The sequence below is a fragment of the Ligilactobacillus ubinensis genome (assembly GCF_024160875.1).
In the GTDB taxonomy this organism is placed as follows: domain Bacteria; phylum Bacillota; class Bacilli; order Lactobacillales; family Lactobacillaceae; genus Ligilactobacillus; species Ligilactobacillus ubinensis.
On record NZ_JAIULA010000004.1, the window covers coordinates 1 to 22,324 of the forward strand.

Annotated in this window: 27 protein-coding genes and 1 rRNA gene; 4 read left to right on the forward strand and 24 right to left on the reverse strand. The window is 32.3% G+C overall.

The window, feature by feature from the left end:
• The 3 genes from LB941_RS02755 to LB941_RS02765 form a co-directional block, all read right to left on the reverse strand.
• Positions 1 to 180: ribosomal RNA gene (locus tag LB941_RS02755) — 16S ribosomal RNA — on the reverse strand; the annotation flags it as partial.
• A 303-nt stretch (positions 181 to 483) separates the two neighbouring features.
• On the reverse strand, positions 484 to 873 hold the full coding sequence (locus LB941_RS02760) for a CvfD/Ygs/GSP13 family RNA-binding post-transcriptional regulator (protein WP_253359295.1): 390 nt from the start codon (positions 871 to 873) through the stop codon (positions 484 to 486).
• A gap of 161 nt (positions 874 to 1,034) precedes the next feature.
• Complete coding sequence (locus LB941_RS02765) at positions 1,035 to 1,619, reverse strand: peptidylprolyl isomerase (protein WP_253359296.1); 585 nt, start codon at positions 1,617 to 1,619, stop codon at positions 1,035 to 1,037.
• Between the two features lie 144 nt (positions 1,620 to 1,763).
• Here LB941_RS02765 and LB941_RS02770 point away from each other — a divergent pair, with 144 nt between their 5' ends.
• Positions 1,764 to 2,777, forward strand: coding sequence for an NAD(P)/FAD-dependent oxidoreductase (locus LB941_RS02770; RefSeq protein WP_253359298.1), 1,014 nt, complete (start codon positions 1,764 to 1,766; stop codon positions 2,775 to 2,777).
• 50 nt (positions 2,778 to 2,827) lie between these two features.
• Positions 2,828 to 3,493: a VTT domain-containing protein gene (locus LB941_RS02775; RefSeq protein ID WP_253359300.1), complete on the forward strand. Its 666-nt coding sequence runs from the start codon at positions 2,828 to 2,830 to the stop codon at positions 3,491 to 3,493.
• Positions 3,494 to 3,581: 88 nt separating this feature from the next.
• On the opposite strand, the gene LB941_RS02780 is transcribed toward LB941_RS02775, so the two are convergent.
• From LB941_RS02780 to ccpA, 16 genes are all read right to left on the reverse strand, one after another.
• A complete protein-coding gene (locus LB941_RS02780) occupies positions 3,582 to 4,214 on the reverse strand; it encodes a TIGR01906 family membrane protein (RefSeq protein WP_253359302.1) in 633 nt (210 codons plus the stop codon).
• Positions 4,207 to 4,986 (reverse strand): TIGR01457 family HAD-type hydrolase, encoded by a 780-nt coding sequence (locus tag LB941_RS02785; protein ID WP_253359304.1) that lies wholly within the window; start codon positions 4,984 to 4,986, stop codon positions 4,207 to 4,209. The genes LB941_RS02780 and LB941_RS02785 overlap by 8 nt, the downstream gene beginning before the upstream one ends.
• A gap of 19 nt (positions 4,987 to 5,005) precedes the next feature.
• The gene (locus tag LB941_RS02790) at positions 5,006 to 5,611 is read right to left on the reverse strand and encodes a YutD family protein (protein ID WP_253359306.1); all 606 of its coding nucleotides are present in this window, start codon (positions 5,609 to 5,611) and stop codon (positions 5,006 to 5,008) included.
• 110 nt (positions 5,612 to 5,721) lie between these two features.
• Positions 5,722 to 7,092 (reverse strand): amino acid permease, encoded by a 1,371-nt coding sequence (locus LB941_RS02795; RefSeq protein ID WP_253359308.1) that lies wholly within the window; start codon positions 7,090 to 7,092, stop codon positions 5,722 to 5,724.
• Between the two features lie 259 nt (positions 7,093 to 7,351).
• The gene (locus tag LB941_RS02800; protein ID WP_253359309.1) at positions 7,352 to 8,368 is read right to left on the reverse strand and encodes a class I SAM-dependent methyltransferase; all 1,017 of its coding nucleotides are present in this window, start codon (positions 8,366 to 8,368) and stop codon (positions 7,352 to 7,354) included.
• Positions 8,369 to 8,441: 73 nt separating this feature from the next.
• Positions 8,442 to 8,750 carry a hypothetical protein gene (locus LB941_RS02805; protein ID WP_253359310.1) on the reverse strand — a complete coding sequence of 103 codons (309 nt, stop codon included), beginning with the start codon at positions 8,748 to 8,750 and terminating at the stop codon, positions 8,442 to 8,444.
• Positions 8,740 to 9,204, reverse strand: a complete 465-nt coding sequence (locus tag LB941_RS02810) for a type II secretion system protein (RefSeq protein ID WP_253359311.1) — start codon at positions 9,202 to 9,204, stop codon at positions 8,740 to 8,742. The genes LB941_RS02805 and LB941_RS02810 overlap by 11 nt, the downstream gene beginning before the upstream one ends.
• Positions 9,188 to 9,433, reverse strand: coding sequence for a hypothetical protein (locus LB941_RS02815; RefSeq protein ID WP_253359312.1), 246 nt, complete (start codon positions 9,431 to 9,433; stop codon positions 9,188 to 9,190). The genes LB941_RS02810 and LB941_RS02815 overlap by 17 nt, the downstream gene beginning before the upstream one ends.
• Positions 9,420 to 9,872: a prepilin-type N-terminal cleavage/methylation domain-containing protein gene (locus LB941_RS02820; RefSeq protein WP_253359313.1), complete on the reverse strand. Its 453-nt coding sequence runs from the start codon at positions 9,870 to 9,872 to the stop codon at positions 9,420 to 9,422. Before LB941_RS02820 ends, LB941_RS02815 begins: the two co-directional genes overlap by 14 nt.
• Complete coding sequence (comGC, locus tag LB941_RS02825) at positions 9,865 to 10,152, reverse strand: competence type IV pilus major pilin ComGC (protein WP_253359314.1); 288 nt, start codon at positions 10,150 to 10,152, stop codon at positions 9,865 to 9,867. The genes LB941_RS02820 and comGC overlap by 8 nt, the downstream gene beginning before the upstream one ends.
• The gene (gene comGB / locus LB941_RS02830; RefSeq protein WP_253359500.1) at positions 10,149 to 11,207 is read right to left on the reverse strand and encodes a competence type IV pilus assembly protein ComGB; all 1,059 of its coding nucleotides are present in this window, start codon (positions 11,205 to 11,207) and stop codon (positions 10,149 to 10,151) included. The genes comGC and comGB overlap by 4 nt, the downstream gene beginning before the upstream one ends.
• A complete protein-coding gene (gene comGA / locus LB941_RS02835) occupies positions 11,152 to 12,123 on the reverse strand; it encodes a competence type IV pilus ATPase ComGA (RefSeq protein ID WP_253359316.1) in 972 nt (323 codons plus the stop codon). Before comGA ends, comGB begins: the two co-directional genes overlap by 56 nt.
• 150 nt (positions 12,124 to 12,273) lie before the next feature.
• A complete protein-coding gene (gene rbsK, locus LB941_RS02840; protein WP_253359502.1) occupies positions 12,274 to 13,185 on the reverse strand; it encodes a ribokinase in 912 nt (303 codons plus the stop codon).
• Between the two features lie 204 nt (positions 13,186 to 13,389).
• Complete coding sequence (locus tag LB941_RS02845; protein WP_253359318.1) at positions 13,390 to 14,121, reverse strand: YebC/PmpR family DNA-binding transcriptional regulator; 732 nt, start codon at positions 14,119 to 14,121, stop codon at positions 13,390 to 13,392.
• An 88-nt stretch (positions 14,122 to 14,209) separates the two neighbouring features.
• Positions 14,210 to 14,725, reverse strand: coding sequence for a VanZ family protein (locus LB941_RS02850; protein WP_275979986.1), 516 nt, complete (start codon positions 14,723 to 14,725; stop codon positions 14,210 to 14,212).
• Positions 14,726 to 14,824: 99 nt separating this feature from the next.
• Complete coding sequence (gene ccpA, locus LB941_RS02855; protein WP_253359323.1) at positions 14,825 to 15,826, reverse strand: catabolite control protein A; 1,002 nt, start codon at positions 15,824 to 15,826, stop codon at positions 14,825 to 14,827.
• A gap of 265 nt (positions 15,827 to 16,091) precedes the next feature.
• Here ccpA and LB941_RS02860 point away from each other — a divergent pair, with 265 nt between their 5' ends.
• A complete protein-coding gene (locus tag LB941_RS02860) occupies positions 16,092 to 17,195 on the forward strand; it encodes an aminopeptidase P family protein (RefSeq protein ID WP_253359325.1) in 1,104 nt (367 codons plus the stop codon).
• Between the two features lie 59 nt (positions 17,196 to 17,254).
• Here the strand turns inward: LB941_RS02860 and LB941_RS02865 are convergent, their stop codons facing one another.
• Positions 17,255 to 17,731, reverse strand: a complete 477-nt coding sequence (locus tag LB941_RS02865) for a hypothetical protein (protein WP_253359327.1) — start codon at positions 17,729 to 17,731, stop codon at positions 17,255 to 17,257.
• Positions 17,732 to 17,761: 30 nt separating this feature from the next.
• Positions 17,762 to 18,178: a DUF948 domain-containing protein gene (locus LB941_RS02870; RefSeq protein ID WP_253359328.1), complete on the reverse strand. Its 417-nt coding sequence runs from the start codon at positions 18,176 to 18,178 to the stop codon at positions 17,762 to 17,764.
• A 189-nt stretch (positions 18,179 to 18,367) separates the two neighbouring features.
• On the opposite strand from LB941_RS02870, the gene LB941_RS02875 reads away from it, so the two are divergent.
• A complete protein-coding gene (locus LB941_RS02875; RefSeq protein ID WP_253359503.1) occupies positions 18,368 to 19,264 on the forward strand; it encodes a mechanosensitive ion channel family protein in 897 nt (298 codons plus the stop codon).
• A gap of 251 nt (positions 19,265 to 19,515) precedes the next feature.
• On the opposite strand, the gene LB941_RS02880 is transcribed toward LB941_RS02875, so the two are convergent.
• The 3 genes from LB941_RS02880 to cbpB form a co-directional block, all read right to left on the reverse strand.
• Positions 19,516 to 20,670 (reverse strand): N-acetyldiaminopimelate deacetylase, encoded by a 1,155-nt coding sequence (locus LB941_RS02880; RefSeq protein ID WP_253359329.1) that lies wholly within the window; start codon positions 20,668 to 20,670, stop codon positions 19,516 to 19,518.
• A 299-nt stretch (positions 20,671 to 20,969) separates the two neighbouring features.
• Positions 20,970 to 21,677 (reverse strand): 2,3,4,5-tetrahydropyridine-2,6-dicarboxylate N-acetyltransferase, encoded by a 708-nt coding sequence (dapD, locus tag LB941_RS02885; protein WP_253359330.1) that lies wholly within the window; start codon positions 21,675 to 21,677, stop codon positions 20,970 to 20,972.
• 41 nt (positions 21,678 to 21,718) lie between these two features.
• Entirely contained in the window at positions 21,719 to 22,201 is a 483-nt protein-coding gene (cbpB, locus tag LB941_RS02890) for a cyclic-di-AMP-binding protein CbpB (protein ID WP_253359331.1), read from the reverse strand.
• Between the last annotated feature and the right edge of the window lie 123 nt (positions 22,202 to 22,324).

Consider the following 22,324-nt stretch of genomic DNA (forward strand, 5'->3'; position numbering starts at 1 on the left):
TAGCACCTGTTTCCAAGTGTTATCCCCCTCTTTTGGGCAGGTTACCCACGTGTTACTCACCCGTTCGCCACTCAATGCTTATCGGTGTAGCAAGCTACGGTGATAAGCAAAGCGTTCGACTTGCATGTATTAGGCACGCCGCCAGCGTTCGTCCTGAGCCAGGATCAAACTCTCATTTTAGAATTTGTGACTCATTAATTTGTTACTAGCGAATTGACTTCGCAAATGTTTGTACCTATTCTTTCGAATAGATAGCCCTACACATTTGATTTGTCTAAAAACTTTGTTCAGTTTTCAAAGATCTACTTTAGTCACCAGTTAATAACTGACAACCATTTTATTATACTTTAGTCTCAAGCTGATGTCAATAACCACTTTTAAATATTTAATATGTTCAAAAGAAAAACTATAACACCTATTCTTGACAACAAAAAATATGATACCAATCTTATCAGCTTTAGTCAAGTACAAATTTAAAATTCTCTATTTTTCTTGTTCTATATCATCTAAAGCTCTTTTAATCCACTTATCCAATCGCTGATCGATAGGAGCAAATCCACTTTGAAGATGCTTATTAGTCCAAAATTTTTTATGCTGATAATGAATTCGATTATCTGTCTTTGAAAAATCAAAAGGTTTTTCTAAACATCGAACAGATAGTGATATTTTACCGGTATATTCATCAATATCAATTATAATTACTTTAACTTTCTGTCCTACTTTAAGAAAGTCTTCAATATTGTTTACATACCCGTGACGACATTCAGAAATATGAATTAACCCTTGCGTATTTTCATCTAGCGCTACAAAAGCACCATATGGTTGAATTCCTGTTATCCTTCCTTCCAATATCATTCCAATTTTATAATCCATGTTAAACTCCTTTATATTAGTAGAACAGTTATTTATTATAAAAATAATGTTACAAGTTTAAATATAATTAAAAAGTGAGTCAATCAACAAAGCGCAAATCGAATTTTCTCAACCTTTAGCATTGTTACTAAAACTCACTTTCTATGTTCCTACAAATATATCTATTTCTCAATTAATATAGTTTCAATTACAACATCCTCAGATGGTTTATCTTGACGTTTCGTTTTAATGTTTGCAATTTTGTCGACAATATTCATTCCCTTTATTACTTGTCCAAAAACTGTATGTCGATGATCAAGCCAAGGTGTCCCGCCTTTTTCGTAGGCCGCTATTATTTCTTCTGGATACTTTGCAGCTTTCATTTGTTCCAACATTTGCGGAGCCATATTCTTATTTTGAACAATAAAAAATTGACTACCATTTGTAGATGGTCCAGCATTTGCCATTGACAGCGCACCACGTAAATTAAAAAGATCACTCGAAAATTCATCTTCAAATGGTTGACCCCAAATACTTTCTCCTCCCATACCAGTACCAGTTGGATCTCCGCCTTGAATCATAAAATCTTTAATTACACGATGAAAAATTACGCCATCATAATATCCTTTTTCTGATAAGCCTACAAAATTTTCTACTGTTTTAGGTGCTTGTTTAGCAAATAGTTGTACTTCTATATCACCAAAATTTGTTTTAATAGTTGCTTTTGGGCCCTTTAAATCCGTCAAAATCAATTGTGGATACGTCATTATATTTCCTCCAGTTTAATATTAGAGTCTTTATCTGTTATTATAACATACACTAATATTTAATATTATAGTATTTTGACTTAACTAAAAATTGTGCTAATCTAAAGCTATATTTAATGCATTTGGAAGGAGTTTATGTCTCAAATGACAGAGCAAAATTATTATGATATAACAATCATAGGTGGTGGCCCAGTCGGGTTATTTGCTGCCACCTATGCACGTATGCGTTTAGCTAAAACACAAATTATTGAAAGCCTAGATCAACTCGGCGGACAAGTCAGTACTCTTTTTGCAGCTAAAAATATATATGATGTCCCCGGCTTCTATGAAATTACAGGTGAAAAACTAATACAGCACTTGATATATCAAACCACAAAATTCAATCCTGATATCTTTTTAGGTGAAACTGTCGAAAGTTTTAGTAAAACAGATTTAGGTTATGCTATTAAAACGTCAAAGCGAATTACTTACAGTCGCAGCATTATTATTGCCGCAGGTATAGGTGCATTTGAACCGCGTAGACTAGCTATTGAAAATGCTAAAGAATTCGAAAACGAACAGTTACATTATTTCATTACTAATCCACAGATTTTTAAAAATAAAGATCTTGCCATCGCTGGTGGTGGTGATTCTGCAATTGACTGGGCTTTAGCACTTTATCCTATTGCAAAATCCATTCATATTATTCATCGACGCGATAAATTTAGGGCATTGGAAGCAAATTTAGAAAAACTTCGTTCAACAAAAACTATATTTGATACACCATTTACTATTTCCTCTCTGGAAAAAGCTTCTGAAAATAAAATTAAGTTAAATTTAAAAAAAGCTCGTTCTGATGATAAAAAGGAACTTACTGTTGATCATTTACTAGTTAATTATGGTTTTATTTCAGATAATAAATTATTGTCTAGTTGGAATCTTCAAATGGAAAACCGTGTCATTAAAGTAAATCAGTCTCAAGAAACAAACTTACCAGGTATATATGCAATTGGAGACAGTGCATACCATCCTGGAAAATTAGATTTAATTGCTACCGGTTTAGGTGAAGCACCTAGTGCTGTAAATAATGCTTTATTGTACGTTTATCCCGATAAACGACAACCCGCACATAGTACTCAATTAATTAAACAATTTAATTCTCTAAAGGGAAGTAACTAAAGTTAATTTTATTGAATATAACGATAAACAATATTAAAGGAGTTATCACATTGAATCTGTTACAGTTTTTCATCGATTTTGTCCTACACATCGATTCACATCTGGTTACAATCGTGAACACGTTTGGCAATTGGACATATATTATCTTATTTTTTATCATTTTTATTGAAACCGGGGCTGTTATTATGCCCTTCTTACCCGGAGACTCATTACTTTTTGCAGCATGTGCTCTAGCTGCTAATCCAATTTATCATTTGCATACTTGGATTTTTGTAGTTTTATTTTTAATTGCCCCTATAGCTGGAGATTCATTAAACTTTTTTATTGGTCAAAAAGTGGGTAAATCTATTGTTAAACACAAATTTTTTGGTAAATTTATTAAAGAAGAAAATATTGCCAAAACCGAAAGATTTTTTGAAAAACACGGTGGTATTTCAATTACATTGGCTAGGTTTATGCCAATTATTCGTACCTTTGCTCCTTTCGTTGCTGGAGCAAGTGGCTACAAATATACACAATTTATTCGCTACAACGTTATTGGCGCAACTGCTTGGGTAGCTATCTGCTGTGGTGGTGGTCATTTCTTTGGAAATTTTCCATTCGTCAAAAAACACTTTTCAATGATTGTCCTGGGTATTATTTTAGTCTCTATATTACCTGCTCTAATAGCTTTTATAAAAACACGTTTTAGCAAAAATAAATCTATAGACAATTAATAAAAAAGGTCTAAACATAAACATTAAATGCGTATATTCTTACACATTAGCATTGTTTATGTTTAGACTTTTTTTGCAAAAAAATCCACTATTTCTTTTTTAATTCATTTTTTCCACACATCAGTAGCCCAATCAAACAAGCAAAAAATAAGCTTAAAAACAAAATAAAGCACGCCATAAAATAAGATTCCGGCAAAGCATTAATAATAGGATCCAAATTTGGATCAAACAACCAATCATTGTTTCGAAATAATATTTTATGAAATACTATAAAAAAATTATTAAAATTAATTAACATTGCAAACAGTATTAAGACTATCATAATTATTAAATAATATATTGGTTGTATTAAAATCCACATACACTTTTGTATTCTAAGTTTTTTTAAATACCAATAGCTATACGGAATACCCATAGTAGCGACAACATAATCTTTAAAAAAAAGTGCCTTAACATCACGATAATGTTGCATAGCTGCATATGATGTTGGCAATTTCATATGTAACTCCGTAATCCATGGGAAATTCAAAAAATTTAGCAAATCCTTATACGACTTAATTAAGTGTGCGTTACTAACACCTGCTTTTTCACCAAGATTCTCCTTAGTTACCATAAAATAATATAGTGGATGAAAATTAATAGTTATTGCTATACAGATTGCAAATAGCGCTAAGAACAAGCCAAAAATTTGCAAAATTTCTGTCACTCTAAGTTTAATCATTTTCTATTTGCCATTCATCCAAAGAATCTAACTCTATTGTTGGTTTTATATTAACCTTTTGAATTTGTTCTTTTGTCGATACCCCTGTATAAACAAGCATCGTATCAATTCCAAAATTTATTCCAGCTTGAATATCAGTCATATAATTATCGCCTACCATTACAACATCATCTTTTTTTAACCCAATCCTCTTTAAGGCTTTTTCCATGATAATCGCTTCTGGTTTACCAATGTAAGTCGCCTTTTGCTGTGTTGAACATTCAACAAGTGCAATTACAGAGCCTGCACCAGGTACTAAACCTCTTTCATTAGGTAAATTAGTATCCGCATTCGTCCCTATAAATTTTGCACCACGTTTAATAGCAAGAGTAGCTAATTCAAATTTATGATATGTAACATCATAATCTAAACCAACAACAACATAGTCTGGCCTAGTTTCCTCAAAATAAAAATTCCGATCAAGTAGTGCTTGTTTCAAGCCTAACTCACCTATCGCATAAACTGAACGTTTATTAGAATCTAAGTCAGCAATATAGTCTGCCGTTGCTATTGCTGTAGTATAGATATTATTTGTTTCTACATAAATATCAAAATTCACCCGCAAATTTTCAACTACTTTTTCTGGCGTCTGTGTACTATTGTTAGTTACAAATAAAAATGGAATATTTTTTTCTTGTAATCGTTCAACAAATCTTTTAGCTGCTGGAATTCTTATTTTTCCTTTATATATTGTGCCATCTAAATCAATTAAATATCCCTTATAGCTTTTCATAAAATATCCTCTCTAAAGTTCAGCCTTTTTGGCGAATTGTAAAATGATGCTTTTTTGTTTGCTGTTTTTTAGGTTGTACATTCCTTGGCGTTTTAAATTTATGAACTTTATTTTTATTACCATCATATTTTTTTTCATCACCATAGATCTTATCTCTCTGTTTTTTTACTTTTGAAGGGACCTTTCTATGTGTATCCATCTTATTTTTCTTAAATTTACGCTTTGTACCCGCTGGAATTGGCTCTGGCTGTTGTACTTCTAAATTATGCAATACAAAGTATGCACATCCAAAGTTACAATATTCATACAAATAATCCTCAAGGCGATCAATATTTTGACTAGGTACTCCTTTTTTACTTTCAACCTCATAAAAGCCGTGTAAGCGTAATTGATCATATCCCCAATCACCGACAATGTAATCATATTTAGTCAAAATCTTACTGAACCGTTCGCGTAACTTCTCTATCTGAAATCCTTCGCGATAATTAACTAGTAAAGTATACGGATGTCCATCAATTGAAATATTTGTAGAGTCTTGCATCTGTACATCACTAGCAAAAGCTTGAATTGCTTCTGCTTTTTTAGCTAGTTGTGCCTCCCGTCGTTCTTTTTTTTCTGTTTTCAAATAAAATCCTCCTGCACCGCTTAATATATATTACTAATATTACAACGATTCTTATAATAAAAAAAGCACTCAAGCATAAATTCATTTTTGCTTAAGTGCATATAAAATAATTATCTTGCTTTTTTTCGAATGCGTATAACTACATATAATGCAATAAACCACATTAACGCCGCTAATAAAGCCAAAAAAGTTGTCTTTTCAAAACACATAATGCATCCAACAAAAATCAAAAAAATGATAATTAAATAATTAGAAACTGGATAAAATGGCATCTTAAAATTTCTGCTAGCCATTTTTTCTTTTTTTCTCAAATCTTCACGATAATGCAAATGTGCAATTACGATAGCCCCCCACACAAAAAGAAAACATGTCGTTGCAACACTTGAAATAAATGTAAATAATGTTGTTGCACTAGGTACAATAAACTCAGCCATAACAGCTATCGCAATTATAACTGCCGAAAAAATAATACTATTGGCAGGCACTTGTGTTCGTGATAGTTTTCTCATTTTTCGAGCGAACCAATTCTTTTTATTGTCATACGTCAAAGAAAATAACATTCTTCCTGTACTAAATAATGAACTATTACATGCCGAAGCCGCTGCCGTTAATACTACAAAATTAATAATTCCCGCAGCCATTGTAACTCCTACATTTTGGAATACTTGCACAAACGGACTTTCAGTAGTAGTAATTTTTGTCCATGGATAAATAGCCATCAAAGCTATTAAAGATCCTACATAAAAAATAATAATTCGAGTTGGTATCTCATTAATTGCTTTAGGAATTACTCTAGTTGGATTTTCTGCCTCAGAGGCAGTCACCCCTATCATCTCAATTCCAATAAAACCAAAAGTTACCATCTGAAATGACATTAAAAATCCTCTAAAACCCTTTGGAAATATGCCACCATAATTAATTAAATTTCCAAAGCTAGCATGTCCTTGTGGTGTTTTATAGTTAATAAGAACTAATATAACTCCAATAATTATTAACGCCACTATTGCTATAATTTTTATCAGAGCAAACCAAAACTCTGTTTCACCAAAAAGACCAACTGTAATTAAATTCAAACATAAAAGAACGACAATTGTTATTAATCCAGGCAGCCACCGAGGAATATTTGGAAACCAATACTGAACATACATTCCAGTTGCAGTAACATCTGCCATCGCTATGGTAATCCAACAAACCCAGTATGTCCACCCTGTAATAAGTCCAATATCTTTACCTAAATATTTTGAAATGAAATCAATAAAGGATCTCGTTTCTAGATCTGAAAGTAATAATTCTCCCATCGCACGCATCAGTAAAAAACAAACTATCCCAGTTATCAAATATGCTAACACTATCGATGGTCCCGCTAAATGAATAGATTTTCCTGAGCCTAAAAACAATCCCGTTCCGATTGTCCCACCCAAAGCGATTAATTGTACATGGCGACTTTTAAGGTTTCTTGCATATCCTTTCTCTTGTGCCATTTATACTACGACTCCTTATCTTTAAAATTAGACTTAAAGTATCATTACGATGTAATTAAACTCTCTAACTTTAGACTTGCATTTTCTAGTATAACACGTTCCGAAAATGTAGTAAAATTCAGCAGTTTCATGAAATGATGAAAATAATTCATCACACTATACAATACTTAATTTTAAAATAAGAAGAATGTTTTTCGCTTTGGATAATTTTTACACCAACAGCTTACCCTTGTATAATTATTGAAATAAAGGTTTTTAACTAGTTTTGCTTTCTAAAATTTCTTTCTGACCAACTATCTAACTCATCTCGAAATTTTTCTAGCGCTTTTTTATCAAAAATACTTGGAAAATTACCTAAAAGAATTTGATCCGCTTGTTTAGCACTCCCACCCTTTTTTTGTAGAATTAAAATCGATTTTTGATCTTTTTTATTTTTAAATAGTTCTAACGGTATGCCCAACATTCCTTGCAAATATGCATCTGATTGTATATATTCTAATAACTTCTTAGATTCCTCCGTTTCAAATAGATTTTGAGGAACTAAAAAGATTCCTATTCCTCCGTCTTTCAACTGGTTTATTGCCTGTTCAATTAATAGATGATGCACATATGAATGTCCTGTTGCTGCACGTGTTTTAAACTCCTTAACTTTTTCATCAATTGGATAGTACCCTACTGGCAAATCACTGATTACAGTATCAACCTGTGGAATTACTAATCCATCAAGCGCATCTTGGTGAAACAATTCAACTTGAAGTTTTTCTAACTCTACATTTAAGCCTGCTAATGCAATTAATGAATCGTCATTATCAATACCAAATGCTTGCACTTTAGTCCCACTTTTTTGTAGTTTGTCCATAACAAAACATAATAAATTTCCTGTTCCAACAGTAATATCTAACAGAGTATTTTCCTTTTTTCTTAATAATACTTTATCTAATATACTATACATAAAAATAGCTACCGTATCCGGTGTCATCAGATGATTGGCTTGAAACATTTCTTTTTTATAAGCTTGTAATATTAAGTACTGGAATACTTTACGCTTTTCTTCATTACTTAAACCATTAAAATTAGCCTCTGCATATTTCTTTTCTAATTCTCTTCTTACTTCCTTATGTGGTAACCCTTCTTCAACATGTATTTCTCCTGAATTAATATTGTCAATTGTTTCAATTAAAGCATCCATATAACTTATATCTAAATCTTTTTGTAAAATTTTTACAATTTGTGATAACTTTTGAAATCGTTCAACAATATTTTTCATACTCTCCATATCCAAACCACTTCACCTCATTATTTTATTGTTCAAGTGTAACTATATTTAATATAAATTTCAAGCTTACCAGCTACTCACTTGCACTGCTACTATTTTTTGATACATAAAAAATATATTTTTGCTGACTAGTTAAATACACTTGGTAACTATCGCCTTCATATTTTATTGTTCCAATATTTGTTTTCATCTGCTTGCCTTTTTCTAAACGATTAAGCATTGCCATATTATATAATACCTTTGCTTTATTGTATTGAATATTGTGCGAATACATACTAAGTTGAAATTGATAATAAATACTCTGTCCAACAAAAATTGTTGAAAGTAACAACAGTAACATTCCCCCTGTATATAATAATGTTGCACTTAGTCTATTCATCATCTACTTTCCCCTTATATGTAGCTAAAATCACTGTTCTATTAAATTCATAACCATGCATCTTTATATTAATGTTTAAACTATGTTTGTTATTATTCCAATTCGACTTAAAGCTCTCTACTTCAAACAATAATGGCATATACCCTTGACCATCTTGGTTAAGCCATATTTTATTATTTTGAAATTTCAAATTATACATCGATTTTTTAGTAGCACTATAAAAACTTATCTCACTCCCCTTATAATTACTTTCTCTATACTCCAACATCAAAGTATCCGATTCTATCACTTGAACCATTTGTACCACTCTAGCCTTATATTCTTGTTTTTGTTTTTCAAGATTTTTAGATATGTTAAATATTATTCCAGTAACTAACAAAATTCCTATTGCACTTATCACTAATGCTATAAGCGTTTCTAATAAAGTAAATGCTGCTTTTTTATTCTTGTACTTCAACTTTAATATCCTTAAGTTCAAATTTGCTAATTTTAGTTGAACCACCATCTAAAATCATCTGCTTACCTTTATTAACTAACTCTGTATAATTATCTGATGTATCTATTAATTTGTTTTTTTGCTTTTCAAAAAAATATTGATTACTACAAAAAAGTGTAACACCGGTTGTAATTAGCAATAAGCCAACTAAACTATCTACGAGAATAAAGCCACAACTATTTCTCTTCAATTCGATAACGCCTCCCATATCCAATCTGAGGTATAAAAACATATTGTTTTTTTGTCACTGAGGAGTAATAACTTACACTTTGCATCTTTGCCCCACCATTTTCAAAAAAATATACCGTTGCCCAATTGCTTGTTAATTTAAATGTAGTTGGTATTTTTATAATTTTTGTATTGCGCTTATATCCTTTTGTTGTTGAACTATAATATATAAAATTTATTTTTGTCGAATAAAATTCTATTTGCGCATTAGTTTTCATTTGTTCAGATTCAGTAGCTACTTGTGACCAAGCTTGATCAAAAGTTTTCCAAAACTGTCTCTCATCCAATCGTTGCTTTGTATTTTTTGTAATAGAGAATCCTAATATAAATATAGCTGCAGTAATTCCAAGAACAATAATTACTTCAATTAAAGTAAAAGCATCGTTTTTTTTATTAATCATCTAAGTTACGTTCTTTTATCTGCTTAACTTGCTGACTTGACAAATACTTTTCCTCTTGTAATTTTTCTAATGATACTGTTGATTCAGTTGGATTATCGCTCAAATATAGTTGTCGTTGTGTCGATAATTCGGTTTTTAGTGCACTATCACTTATGACATTAGCATGCTGTCTTTGCTCTGTCACATTTGGAATAACTATTAACAATAGTAAACTAATGATGAAAAGGACGACAACCATTTCAATTAATGTAAAACCCTGTACTTTATTCTTTATTTTCATTTATATAATTCCCCCATATTTTTATAAAGCGGCAATAAAATTGTTAGATATGTTCCGACAATGATAATTGCAATTACTAAAAAAAGTAGTGGCTGTACTAGACCTATCAGTTGATCAAATTTACGCATTAGTTTTTGATATGCTAATCGTGAATATACTAGCATCTCGCTACTTAGCTTCTCTTGAGTTTGACCTTTACTGAAAAAAATCCCCATTTCCGTAGGTATGAATGGATATAATTTAACAAAATCTTTTATTTCTTCTCCTTTTTCCAACCAAGAAGTTAGTTGTCTTCCCATCTGATATAGTAATGAATTGTGTTCAAAGTTAAGTAAATATTGACAAATTTGGTGAAAATCTAAACCACTACTGAGTAACAAGCCTAAATTCAGTGATACATAATAATAGCAATATTGCCTGTATACACTTCCAATAATTGGCAATTGACTATACCAATGATGCTTTGACAATGTAGATTGCTTCTTCCACCAATATAGTATTTTTAAACAATACACAACAGCTGCACTTAGTAAAATCCATATACAGTAATATACTAAATTGATATAACTAAATTCTTTAGAATAACTATTCATTATTCCAAATTGATTTAAAGCTGGTTTTAACCATATTTGAGCTCCAGTAATAATACTTGCTAATAATATAAATAGAATAGCTGGATATAATAGTAACATCCTTATTTTTTCTTGTTGCCGTACTCTGCGCTCCAGTATTTCTCCCAATTGATGCACACTATCATCTAGTTGTCCATGTCTTTCAGCAATAACAAGTTGATAAAATGTATTTTTAGATACCACATCTTTCATTGCTTGGCTAATTTGATCTCCATTTGAAAGCATTGTTAGTATATGCTTAATTTCGACTGCTTGTTCAGGTTGTAATACCACAATACTTTCTAAAGCCTGTTGGAGTGAAAAGCCTGACTTTAACAGATCAGCTAATAATTTAAAAAATACTGCCTGTTTTCTGGCAGACCAGACTTTAACCTTTGCTAAATTGCTTTTTTGTCTCGTTACTAATCCATTTATTCTTAACACAAATTTCAAGACGTTCACTCCATTCTTCCGTCATTCTTAGCAAACAATAATTTCCCTTTCTAATTTCTAAGTTGTCAATTTGATCGAAAAGAACCTTGCTATTTCCATCTATTGTTGGTAAAAGGCGTTGATAAGAAACCATTTGAACAGCTTGTAGTATTTCATCTTTTGAGACCCCTAAATTTTGCAGTCGTGTTATTACACCACCTGCATCTTGCGCATGAACAGTACTAAAAATTAAATGCCCACTTAATGCAGCTTTAATAACTGCCTGTGCTGTTTTTTCATCTCGAATTTCACCAATAATAAATGCATCTGGATGATGTCGTAAAGCAACTTTCAGTAATTCCGAATAAGTCATCTCAGCCTTTTCATTAACTTGTAATTGTAAAAAGTTAGGTTCATGTATTTCTATAGGATCCTCAATACATAAGACTTGCTTATTTTTCATTTGTCTTGCGAATTGATACATCGATGTCGTTTTACCAGATCCCATTGGTCCAGCAAACAAGACTAATCCTCTCTTATTGCAAGCTTGCATTATTTTCGTCCATTGGTCGGAAAAAAAATAGCCAGCTTTTTCTTCCTTTTGTCCATATATTAGTCGCACTACCAAAGATTCATTATCTAAAAAATCACCTACTGTAGATAAACGACAAAATATTTTTTCTTTTCCCGCTTCGTAAATCCATGAACCTAGCTGAGGCCGACGATGCTCACTTAATGCCATATTGGCTTTAAATTTTAGATAGTTTAACCACTGACGTACTATTTCAAATTGAAAAGACATTTGCTTCAAATGAAACCCTTGCGTTGCATAACTAATAGTATAGCTATCCTTTTTAGGTAAAAAGTAAATATCGCTTGCTCTTTTTTCAACTGCCTTTTTAAAAATTTCTCTTAATTGTGAATTCATATTTTTCATCCTCCTGTTACAATATAAATACGCAAATAATACTCGTTTTTTTATTAAAATATAAAAAAGTACTTAAAAAATTAATTAACGATTAATTAAAAAATAATCATTAATGTTTTTCTAAGTACTTTTTCGTATTAAAATGCTTTTTTATAACGATCTTTTTATTTCTTTATAGCTAGGTATTGACGGTATAGCGCCTAGTTTTTGTACGGCTAACGCTGATGCTTTATTTGCAAATTTAATTGCTTCCTTTATATTGCTGAAATCTTTGTCTAATTGTGAACTAAGTACTCCTAAAAAAGTATCTCCGGCCGCAGTCGTATCCACCGCATCCACTCTAAGTGCCGGAACAAACCCTCGCTCATTTTTTGTTTGATAGAATGCCCCCTTACTTCCGAGTGTAATAATAACATTCTTGGCACCAAACTCTAGTAATTTTTCTGCGGCCAAACATTGTGTTTTTTCATCAATCACTTTAATTCCTGTTAATAACTCAGCTTCAGTTTCATTAGGGGTTATTAAATCCACATTTTGCATCAATTCAGTTGGGATTTTTTTAGCTGGAGCTGGATTTAAAATTGTTGCTACTCCTGCATTTTTAGCTATTTTAAATCCTTCTATCGCACACTCAAGTGGTGTTTCAAACTGGGTAACTAAAAAATCTGAATTGACAATCTTATTTTTTGCCTTTTGCACATCTGCTGCTGTTAGCTCTTGATTTGCCCCTCCATAAACAAGGATACTATTTTCTCCATTTTTCTGCAGTAAAATAAATGCTTGCCCTGTTCCAGAAGATGCAGTTGTCACATTAGTTATATCAATTCCAGCAGAACGTAAAACCTCACACATCATTTTTCCATTTTCATCTTTTCCGATTTTACCAATAAAAGAAGTTTGTGCATTGCTTCGAGCTGCTGCAATTCCCTGATTTGCTCCCTTTCCACCACCAGCATTTTGCTTTGAAATTATCTGTAATGTTTCTCCAGGTTTAGGTAGTCGCTGAACCTTTAAAATTGTGTCTACATTTAAGCTTCCTAATACTGTTACTTTATTCATTATCTTATCCTATTAAACTATATATCTTTATATAGTACCCTTCTATATTCATTTACTGCACTCATAGATATTATATTATATTATATTGCTCAAATAAACTATTTAAAAATTGCTTCTGTAATTTATGTAATGGTGCACCAAAAAGCTCTCCTTTGAAGTTTATCAAAAGAGAGCTATCTAACTATTGCCAATTATTAATATTGCTAATTAATCCTCATCTGGAAATTCTGCAGATGTATAGACTTCAGAAACATCATCTTCATCTTCCAAACGATCAATTAATCGTTGCAATTGTTCAATTTTATTTTCAGGAACTGGAACTGTATTTTGAGGAATCATCGTAAGTTCAGCATTTGCTAAATCATATTTCTTCTCTAAAACATCTCTTACACCAACGAATGTTTTAGGATCAGTATAGATTTCAAATACTTCATCACTTGTTTGCATATCCTCAGCACCTGCTTCAAGAATATCTTCAAACATTTGATCTTCATCTACATCTAGTTCTTCACGAGAAATAGCAATATAACCCTTGCGATCAAACATGAAATTCACCGAACCAGTTTCGCCTAAAGCACCACCATTGCGATTAAAGTCAGCTCTAACCGCTGAAGCTGTCCTATTACGGTTATCAGTTAATGTGTGCACTAGAATTGCAACACCAGCTGGGCCATAGCCTTCATAGGTAATTTCTTCATAATTTGCACCATTAGCACCAGATGCTTTATCTAATGCACGTTTTATATTGTCTTTAGGCATATTTGCTGCACGAGCTTTATCCATCATCAAACGAAGTTGTGGATTGGCGTCTGGGTCAGGACCACCACTCTTTGCAGCCATATATATTTCTCGTGAAATTTTTTGGAAAACTTTTCCGCGTTTAGCATCTTGAGCGTTTTTACGGCCCTGTATATTATGCCATTTTGAATGTCCTGACATGTTCGAATACCTCTTTCCGATTAAATTCAAATTTAGCTAACAAGCCAACTTTCATAATACCAAATCTGTAATCTTTTAGCAATGCTATCTACCAATAAATTCCATTTTGCTTTTTTTTATTCCAAAACATCAAAAAAATAGTAGCTAAAATAATTCCCAAAAATGCACCACTGCCATCTAACATAACATCTTGAAATAATGGGGTTCGTCCCCCCGTCAACATCTGATGAAATTCGTCAAATGCTGCATAACCTAATGTAGCTAACCAACTGACAAACACTGTTAAAAAAATAGCTTCTAACTTATCTTTTAAACCTAGATAAAAAAATGCACCCATCATACAATAAATAAAAAAATGTGCACCCTTTCTAATAAAAAATTCAACAAATTTATAATAACCTATTTCTTTAATTGCAACAGTTTCACCAGCATAATGAAAAGAAATGTATCTAAGTGTACTTTCAAAAGGTTTATTAGGTAAATACTTAGCTAATCCTGGAACAACCGTTTGTTGCTTATATGTCATCGAAGAACTGATAAACAGCACTAACATTATTATGAGTACAAAAAAAATATATATATTTATCTTAGACTTTAAAGCTATCTTGCGCACGCAACTATTCACCTCTTACTAATTCAATAAAAAAGGTGCATTAAATTTCCGAGTAAATAGAATTTAATTGCACCTTCTTATAACAATATTTTATTTTGTGGAAGAGCGCTTGATATAGCCATATGGCAATTCAATTGTTTTTTCTGTCATCGTTTCTTTGTTCATCATCTTTGTCAAAAAGCGCATAGCAACAGCACCAATATCATAAAGTGGTTGTGTTATTGAGGTCATTTGTGGTCGCACAATTTCTGTTAATTTAGAATTATTACTTGTAACCACTTCAAATTCATCGGGTACTTTAATACCAGAATCTTGTGCACCATTAATAACGCCGGCAGCTAATTCATCATCTCCAACATAAGCAGCTGTCGCCTTTGTTGCAACCATTGCTGGCCATAAGACTTCTCCTGCACGATAACTGTAATCTGTTTCAAATACCAAATCAGGATCATATTTAATTCCATGTTTTGCTAAAACATTTTTATAGCCCTTTAAACGATATTGTCCATTTATTGGATCCGCAAGCGAACCCGAAATAAATGCTACACGCTTATTACCATGATTAATTAAATCTGCCACTGCTTCTTCAACAGCTGCTACATAATCAATATGCACACTTTCTACTTCACCTTTTGGATCAATAGACCCTGCCAAAACTATTGGCGTCTTAGAACGTTCAAATTGAGCACGCAGTTCGTCTGTTAAATTATTACCCATAAAAATAATTCCATCAACTTGTTTAGCTAACAAAGTATTTAAAACTTGAATTTCTTTCCGTGTATTACCATCAGAGTTAGCTAAAATAATATTATATTTATACATTGCAGCTACATCATCAATACCCCGTGCTAAAGATGAAAAATAAATATTAGTTACATCTGGAATAATGACACCAACGGTAGTTGTTTTTTTACTTGCTAATCCACGTGCAACTGCATTAGGACGATAATCTAGACGCTCAATTACCTCAAGAACCTTTTTTCTTGTTGCAGGTTTAACATTTGGATTACCATTAACGACTCTAGAAACAGTTGCCATTGAAACACCTGCTTCACGAGCAACATCGTATATTGTAATTGTTTGCTTTTCCATTTTTCTTCTCCTTAAAAAATTTAATTTTCAAAATTGCTTTCACTATGTCCTATCTAATTTAGCAAAGTTTAGCAAAAAATGCAAGCGTTTCAAAGAAAATTTTCATTTTTATTTTCATATTCTTTTTCAAAATAATCTTCCTGTTCCATAAAATATAATTATTTATTTTGGATACACAAATGTCTCTTTATTCTTGCAAATTTCATTATAGGGATTGTGCTATAATAAAATTGTTTTAACTATCTTATTTTACGAGGCGATGTTTATGTCACACATTACAAAAGTCCAAGAATGGCTCGCTGATAATAGCTATGATATTGCTTATATTAGTGATTATAAAAACATCCAATATCTCACTGGTTTTGGCAGTGACCCAATTGAGCGTGTTTTGGCTTTATTTATCTTTCCAGATAAAGATCCTTTTATTTTTGCACCTGCACTTGAAGTTGAGGCTGTTAAAGAAACTGGTTGGAAATTCCCTGTTTATGGTTATCTAGATCATGAAGATCCTTTTTTATTAATCAAAAATCATATTGCTAATCTAATCTCTGATCCTCAAAAATGGGCAATAGAAAAGGGAAACTTAACAGTTACACGCTATGAAGCAATTAAACAACAATTTCCCAACGCTGAATTTACAGGAAATTTAACTCCTGTAATCGAGCATGAGAAACTTTTTAAAACAGCGGCGGAAATTGAGCTTCTGAAAGTCGCTGGTAAATGGGCTGACTACGCTTTTGAAGTTGGCTTCAACTCATTATCTACCGCAAGAACTGAACAAGATGTTGTTGCTGAAATTGAATACGCCTTGAAGAAAAAAGGTATTCTGCATATGAGTTTTGACACAATTGTACAAAGTGGAGCAAATGCGGCTGATCCACATGGTGCACCTAAAGCTGACAATATTAAAGCAAATGAACTATGTCTTTTTGATTTAGGGACTGTTTATTCAGGTTACGTTTCTGATGCATCACGTACTGTAGCATTCGGACAAATAGATGCCAAATCTAAAGAAATTTACGATGTCTGCTTAGAGGCACAACTAACTGCTCAAGCTGCTGCTAAACCAGGGATTACAGCCGCTCAATTAGATAAAATAGCTCGCGATATCATTACTAAAGCAGGCTATGGTCAATATTTTATCCACCGATTAGGGCATGGAATGGGACAGAGTGATCATGAATTTCCTTCAATCATGGAAGGAAATGATATGGTACTTAAACCTGGAATGTGCTTCTCAATTGAACCAGGTATTTATGTTCCTGGTTTTTCTGGAGTACGCATTGAAGACTGTGTCTATATTACTGATACTGGCGCAAATTCATTTACTCATTCTTCAAAAGAGCTTAGAATGCTACCTATTAAATAATCAATAGTATAATAATAAAACCAGAAATGATTTAAACGTTAAAATCATTTCTGGTTTTATTATTTTTCAGTATCTTTAGGATAAAAAGTTTCTGTTGGATGTTCACTTTCAAAATCAGCAACATCTTTTGCTTCTCCAAAAGCAGAGCGTCCATCTATCACAATATCATCTTGTAGATTTTCGTTATTTTCATCTAGAGTTCCTTCGCTTAATTCTTTACTTGCTTCTTTAAGTCTAGCACGCAACTCAGATGTTGCTTGTTTTAATGATGTCATTGCATCATTAACTGCCTCGTTTTCTGTAATTGCATCTTTTTTTTCAAGAAATTTATCTTTCAAAGGCGACAATTCAAGTTGGTTAGCATGCATAAATTCATGTAGATATCGATCATACTTAAGGGTTGCCTCACGACCATCTAAAATTGCTTCATCAAGTTTCAAAGCAATTTTGTCACGTTGTTCTTCTGTTAATTTTTTCGATACATAAAAAGTAGCTCCAGCGACTAATCCTAAACCCAATAGAAAAGTTTTCTTCATTGTACTATTGCCTCCAATTTATCATCCAACTTAATTAGTTGAATTCTTCTTGTGTTTATTATAAAATTTTAAAATTTGTTTACTTGCTTTAAATAACATCGTTGCTTGTGTAGCTGATTTTGCTGAATCAGATACCTTCTCAACAACGTTGCGACTAGCTGTATTCAAATCTGACACACTTTCACTAAGTTCTGCCATTGTATCAAATAATGGGTCCAGCTTTTCACTTTTGCTATTTATATCATCCATTAAAACATTCGTTTTACTAACTAATTCCTCTACTTCACCTGCAATACCATTTACATCTTCTGTCAAAGTAGTAATGCTCTTTGTCGTTTCCTCTAACGTTTTTACGACATGTTTTAATACAATACAGATTACAACAACTAAAACAGCAAATGCCCCCGCTGCTATTAACCCAGCCAACTGCCCAAATGTTAATATCATAATTTTTCCCGCTTTCCGCATTCATTTACTTATTTTTAGGATAGCATTACACTGCCAAAACTGCAATTAAAAGATAACTGTTTGCTAAATGATTAACTATCTCTTAACTTTTTTCGCAGTTAATCACAAAATTTGTTATTATTATACTAACTAAAAAATCGAAGGAGATCTCATGCATTGAAACACTTTATGCTATTAGAAAATGGATTAGCTACACTTTCTGTAAGTAATCAGGTATCTAAACAAACAAATATCTTATCTAGATATATTTCTTCAATTAACTGGGATGGTATATTTAGTAAAATAATTTCAACAGTTATTATCCTTATATTAATTTCTATCTTGTTTTTGTTCATCAATTTAGTAGGTAATAAAATTATCAAGCAAAGTTTCAAACATTCTCACAATCTACAACATGTAGCAAGTAACCGACTCAAAACAATGAAAGCTTTAATTCGTAATATTTTTCACTATTCCGTTTTATTATTTTATTTCTATGCTGTTTTGTCTATCTTAGGTGTCCCTGTAGGTACATTGATTGCCGGTGCCGGAATCTTATCTGTCGCAATTGGTTTAGGCGCACAAGGTTTTGTTAATGATGTGATAACAGGTGGCTTTATTTTACTTGAGCAACAACTCTCAGTAGGCGATGAAGTTAAAATTGGAACTATTGAGGGGACAGTTTACTCAGTTGGATTACGTACAACCCAAATTCTAGGCTATGATGGTACTCTAAATTATATACCTAATCGTAGCATTACTATTGTTAGTAACCTTTCGCGCAGTGATATGCGTGCTCTAATTGATATCCAAATTGATCGTAATAAATCAATAGATGAAATGAAAAAAATTATTTCTACTGTAAATGTCGAACTAACTCCTAAATATCCTGATATAACTAAAGGGCCTTTAATTTTAGGAGTTGTTGATGCAGGCAGTGGTCGTATGGTTTTTCGCATTGCAATTTATACCAAAAATGGTGCTCAAGCACCTATTCAACGTGCTTTTTTGACTCAGTATCTGAAAGCCTTACACAAAAACGGTTTTGTAATCCCATCATCACCATTAAATATTGCTCCTAAATAACTGTTCTAGCAAAGAAAGTACGAAGTATCTTCTAACTAAAAGACTGAAAAAATAGTTAGCTAGAGCATATTAACCTCGTGAATTAGATAATCTAGAGCTTGTGTTGTCTTAATTACGTGGTTAAGCACAATTACCTGTCTTTAGATACATATTTTAGCACCCTACATTCAGAAAAAAGAGGAACTCGGGACCAAGTCCTAAGCTCCTCTTTTCTCGCTATACTTATGCAATTGATATTAATTACATTATTTTTAATATTCAGCTGCAAAAATATCTTTTTGTCTTTTCTTTAGATAACCAACCATTGCGTTAACACCTTTCATTATTGCATCTTCTTTAGGCGCTAAATGCTCTGAATGTAATGAATATGGACTATCTACGCCTAACCAAAACATCGTCCCAGGAATTTTAGACAGCAAAAAGCCAAAATCTTCCCCAGTCATTGCTGGTGCAGTTTCTATAAAATTAACATCTTGATTGTGTTGCATATAATCTATGAAATAAGCTGTAGTTTTTTTATTATTTTCTACAGGATAATATCCACCTTGCTGTAAAATTAACTTTACCTCACAGTCAAAACTATCTTCTATTCCTTTAGCAATTTGTTGTACTCTTTTTTGAATGAATAAATTATTTTTTTGTGTCAAGGCCCTGATGGTTCCATCTATCTGGCATTTACCAGCAATTATATTACCTGTTGTTCCTGCATTAAAATGACCTAATGTTATAACACCTGATTGGATTGGATCAATATTTCTACTTACAATCGTTTGAATTTGGTTTACAAATTGTGCCCCTGCAACAACCATGTCATTTGCCATATGCGGATAAGCTGCATGCCCACTTTTCCCTATAAATGTTGCATGGATTTCACAAGTTCCTGCAAATAATGTTCCCATTCTACATCCAATTGCCCCTGCGGGTAACTGTGGATTATCATGAAAAGCATATATTTCATCAGGCATCCATTCATCAAGCACACCATTTTCATATACTTGTTTACCACCACTCAATATTTCTTCAGACGGTTGGAAAAGGAAAGTTAAATTACATTCAGGTTGCTCATCTGCAAAGTGACTTAAGATGCCTAACGCCACTGTCATATGGATATCGTGCCCACATGCATGCATATATCCTGGTCTCTTTGAAGAAAATGGTAATCCAGTTTCCTCGGTTACTGGTAAACCATCAATATCTGTTCTATATCCAATAGTTTTAGTTGCCTTTTTTCCTAAAACATGTACGACAATAGCTGTTTTCCAAACTTTAATTTCCAAATATTTCTGAGGAAGTCTTTTTATAATCTTTAATAACTTTTCAGATGTCATAAATTCTTGCATTCCGATTTCTGGAATTTGATGCAATTCACGCCTAATCTTAATCAATTCTGCTTCGTTAAATGCCATAAAGTTACCCTCTTTTAGTTTAAAGTATGCTTATATTTTACATCATACCGCAAAAATTTTGTGTTTAAAAGCTACTTTCATAGATAAATCTTTCAACTCTTGTTCTTTATATTTTGAATTATCAAATTAAATGCAACACTTTTTGGGGCTCTAGTTTACGAGTTTAAGTGCGACAACAACCTTTGTGCTCAAATTCTAACAATAAACATTCGAAGATACGAAGAGCCCAGGCTTTTGTCCTGGGCTCTTGACTTTTTTTATTGTTCTAATAATTAAAGATAATTTTATACTTGCACAGTCTACAACTTACGTAAATCATCCACAATTTCTTTTTTACCTAATGCTACATCTTTTACATCTTTAATTTTTTGAGCTGGAGTACCTGCAACAACAGTATATGGAGCAACATCTTTAGTAACTACTGCACCAGCGGCAACAATGGCTCCTTTACCTACACGAACACCTTCTAGTATGACAGCATTAGCCCCTATCAAAACATTATCTTCAATTGTTACTGGCTGTGCTGAAGGTGGTTCAACAACTCCCGCCAACACTGATCCTGCCCCAATATGACAATGTTTGCCTACTAAAGCACGGCCACCTAAAATAGCCCCCATATCAATCATTGATGCCTCTCCAATTTCAGCACCGATGTTAATAACAGCACCCATCATAATAACTGCGTTATCACCAATTTCTACTTGGTCTCGAATAACTGCGCCAGGCTCAATTCTAGCATTAAATTGTTTCTTATCAATCATCGGAACACCAGTATTACGGCCATCATTTTCAATATGATATTGTTTAATCTCTGGAGTGTCCTTTAAAAATATTTCGACATCTTTCCAATCACCAAATAATACACCTGCTGTTTCTGCAAAATATGTTTCAATTGTTTCTGGTGCATTTACTTTAGTTAACTCACCCTTTACGAAAACCTTTACCGGTGTCTTTTTTTCTGAATTCGCAATTGTACTAATAATTTCATTTGCATCTAACTTTGCCAAATAAAACTACCTCCTCTTAATTTAAACTATTGTTTTTGTTACTATATTTTTACATAACCTGGATTCGGTTTTACTTCATACTCTTTTTCTAACTCGTGTGCTAGATAATTGACTTCTTTCATCACTTCTCGTCGAGTAATAATCCCCTTAAACAGACTATCATCATCTACGACCACTAAAAATGGTTGATTTACAAGTAAATGTAAAATTTCTTCTATATCATAAGGTTGATGAATTGTAGGTACCTCTGTATCCATCACATCAGCCACGGTTAAACGAGTTAAGTGACTAGGATCAATGCCATTTAACCCTAGCATTGTATCTGTAATCATCGAGAGAGAAAGTAGTCCTTTTATATGCTGCTTTTTATCCAATACTGGTATTTTAGCATATTTAACCTTAGTTAATACAAGCAATGCATGGTTTAAATGATTACTTTCTGATACATTAGCAACCATATCAGCCGGAATTAAATAACTATTCTTACGACTACCAAGCATTTTTTCTACTACTTTTGATATCATCCTAAAACCTCCTTAGGTCACTAACTATTATTCTAAAATATTTGGACAAAATTACAACTAAAAAAGCTGATTATTTTAAATAATTAAATAAAATATCATTTTCATGATTTTTTGAAAATGTAA

What these genes read in the sequence shown, in the direction of transcription:
- LB941_RS02805 (WP_253359310.1), bottom strand. Translation starts at nt 8,750, where the DNA reads ATGATGAATAGACTAAGTGCAACATTATTATATACAGGGGGAATGTTA.
- LB941_RS02785 (WP_253359304.1), bottom strand. Translation starts at nt 4,986, where the DNA reads ATGAAAAGCTATAAGGGATATTTAATTGATTTAGATGGCACAATATAT.
- comGA (WP_253359316.1), bottom strand. Translation starts at nt 12,123, where the DNA reads ATGAATTCACAATTAAGAGAAATTTTTAAAAAGGCAGTTGAAAAAAGA.
- LB941_RS02780 (WP_253359302.1), bottom strand. Translation starts at nt 4,214, where the DNA reads ATGATTAAACTTAGAGTGACAGAAATTTTGCAAATTTTTGGCTTGTTC.
- LB941_RS02800 (WP_253359309.1), bottom strand. Translation starts at nt 8,368, where the DNA reads ATGGAGAGTATGAAAAATATTGTTGAACGATTTCAAAAGTTATCACAA.
- LB941_RS02880 (WP_253359329.1), bottom strand. Translation starts at nt 20,670, where the DNA reads ATGGCATTTAACGAAGCAGAATTGATTAAGATTAGGCGTGAATTGCAT.
- LB941_RS02860 (WP_253359325.1), top strand. Translation starts at nt 16,092, where the DNA reads ATGTCACACATTACAAAAGTCCAAGAATGGCTCGCTGATAATAGCTAT.
- LB941_RS02760 (WP_253359295.1), bottom strand. Translation starts at nt 873, where the DNA reads ATGGATTATAAAATTGGAATGATATTGGAAGGAAGGATAACAGGAATT.
- LB941_RS02870 (WP_253359328.1), bottom strand. Translation starts at nt 18,178, where the DNA reads ATGATATTAACATTTGGGCAGTTGGCTGGGTTAATAGCAGCGGGGGCA.
- LB941_RS02875 (WP_253359503.1), top strand. Translation starts at nt 18,368, where the DNA reads ATGCTATTAGAAAATGGATTAGCTACACTTTCTGTAAGTAATCAGGTA.
- LB941_RS02770 (WP_253359298.1), top strand. Translation starts at nt 1,764, where the DNA reads ATGACAGAGCAAAATTATTATGATATAACAATCATAGGTGGTGGCCCA.
- ccpA (WP_253359323.1), bottom strand. Translation starts at nt 15,826, where the DNA reads ATGGAAAAGCAAACAATTACAATATACGATGTTGCTCGTGAAGCAGGT.
- LB941_RS02765 (WP_253359296.1), bottom strand. Translation starts at nt 1,619, where the DNA reads ATGACGTATCCACAATTGATTTTGACGGATTTAAAGGGCCCAAAAGCA.
- cbpB (WP_253359331.1), bottom strand. Translation starts at nt 22,201, where the DNA reads ATGATATCAAAAGTAGTAGAAAAAATGCTTGGTAGTCGTAAGAATAGT.
- LB941_RS02795 (WP_253359308.1), bottom strand. Translation starts at nt 7,092, where the DNA reads ATGGCACAAGAGAAAGGATATGCAAGAAACCTTAAAAGTCGCCATGTA.
- comGC (WP_253359314.1), bottom strand. Translation starts at nt 10,152, where the DNA reads ATGAAAATAAAGAATAAAGTACAGGGTTTTACATTAATTGAAATGGTT.
- LB941_RS02820 (WP_253359313.1), bottom strand. Translation starts at nt 9,872, where the DNA reads ATGATTAATAAAAAAAACGATGCTTTTACTTTAATTGAAGTAATTATT.
- LB941_RS02865 (WP_253359327.1), bottom strand. Translation starts at nt 17,731, where the DNA reads ATGAAGAAAACTTTTCTATTGGGTTTAGGATTAGTCGCTGGAGCTACT.
- LB941_RS02845 (WP_253359318.1), bottom strand. Translation starts at nt 14,121, where the DNA reads ATGTCAGGACATTCAAAATGGCATAATATACAGGGCCGTAAAAACGCT.